Source organism: Oleiphilus sp. HI0067 (assembly GCF_001635735.1).
The window spans coordinates 1-1,093 of the sequence record NZ_LWFI01000945.1 but is presented as its reverse complement, the minus strand read 5'-3'; the positions used below and the strand labels follow the sequence as shown (position 1 = coordinate 1,093).

At 42.5% G+C, this 1,093-nt stretch carries 2 protein-coding genes; both read right to left on the bottom strand.

Annotation, left to right across the window (positions count from 1 at the left end):
- Window positions 1-149: 149 nt before the first annotated feature.
- Complete coding sequence (locus A3739_RS11905) at window positions 150-575, bottom strand: DUF2802 domain-containing protein (RefSeq protein WP_068475079.1); 426 nt, start codon at window positions 573-575, stop codon at window positions 150-152.
- 15 nt (window positions 576-590) lie between these two features.
- Window positions 591-1,079 carry a chemotaxis protein CheW gene (locus A3739_RS11900; RefSeq protein ID WP_068475076.1) on the bottom strand — a complete coding sequence of 163 codons (489 nt, stop codon included), beginning with the start codon at window positions 1,077-1,079 and terminating at the stop codon, window positions 591-593.
- Window positions 1,080-1,093 lie beyond the last annotated feature (14 nt).

Below are 1,093 nucleotides of genomic sequence, written 5' to 3'. Positions count from 1 at the left end.
TTACGTTGAAAGACAATTACGTATTTCTCAGAATGCAAAGGTGACTCAACTGAATACGATCAACCTAGAGACACTTAGCAGCAACGAAGAGAAAGTACGTCACGTAGCTTGAAAGCTTAAGCAGGATCGCTAATCTCCTGCTTTAACTTTTAGATTTTCGTATTAAGAACTGGAACGTCTTCTTTTTCTTGCGCTTGTTTTGTCAATGCAGAAACAAGTTCCGCCTCAGGACGAGAAATACTGCAAGCGCTCATCAATTCTTCAACACTTGCTCCCATCCGTACTAAATGCCCTGCTTCTGAATAACTGACTTTAACGGGATCGTTACGATGTATCTCTTCGACGGATATCTCCAAGCTATCATGCTTATCAACAACACCCTGAATGCGCCTTCCCATACCAAGAGTTGAGTGGCTTAAGGCATTAAATTCTTTAGATAGCGCATCAATTTTTTTGATTAAACGTTTTTCTACCATGGCTTGTTTGCGCAAGGTAATGCCGCACGCAGCTAAAGCAAAGATGGATGAACACGCTAACACTAACATTAGCGGATCAAGGATAATTCCAAACAACATAAGGTTTTCCTGTGGCTATAGCGATGCCATTTCTGCCCATTCTTCTTCAGACAGCATTTTTTCAAATTCAACCAAAATGATCAGCTCGCCATTTTTATTGCAAACACCTTGAATGAACCGTGCACTTTCATCGTTGCCAACGTTCGGCGCTGTTTCAACTTCTGACTGCTTCAAATAAACAACTTCTGCAACCGAATCAACAAGCACACCAACAACCTGACCCTCAAGTTCAAGAACAACAATGCGTGTCTGGTCTGTCACCTCAGCCTCTGGCAACCCAAAACGCGTGCGGGTATCAATGACCGTTACAACGTTACCACGCAAATTGATAATGCCGAGCACGTAATTTGGCGCGCCAGGCACGGGAGCAATCTCTGAGTAACGCAAAACTTCCTGAATTTGCATAACGTTAATGCCGTACGTTTCATCATCTAAACGAAACGTGACATATTGAAGTACCTGATCTTCTAATTGATCAGAGTTATGAGCTGTACTTGAAGACATTGATCGCCTCTTAC

What these genes read in the sequence shown, in the direction of transcription:
- A3739_RS11905 (WP_068475079.1), bottom strand. Translation starts at nt 575, where the DNA reads ATGTTGTTTGGAATTATCCTTGATCCGCTAATGTTAGTGTTAGCGTGT.
- A3739_RS11900 (WP_068475076.1), bottom strand. Translation starts at nt 1,079, where the DNA reads ATGTCTTCAAGTACAGCTCATAACTCTGATCAATTAGAAGATCAGGTA.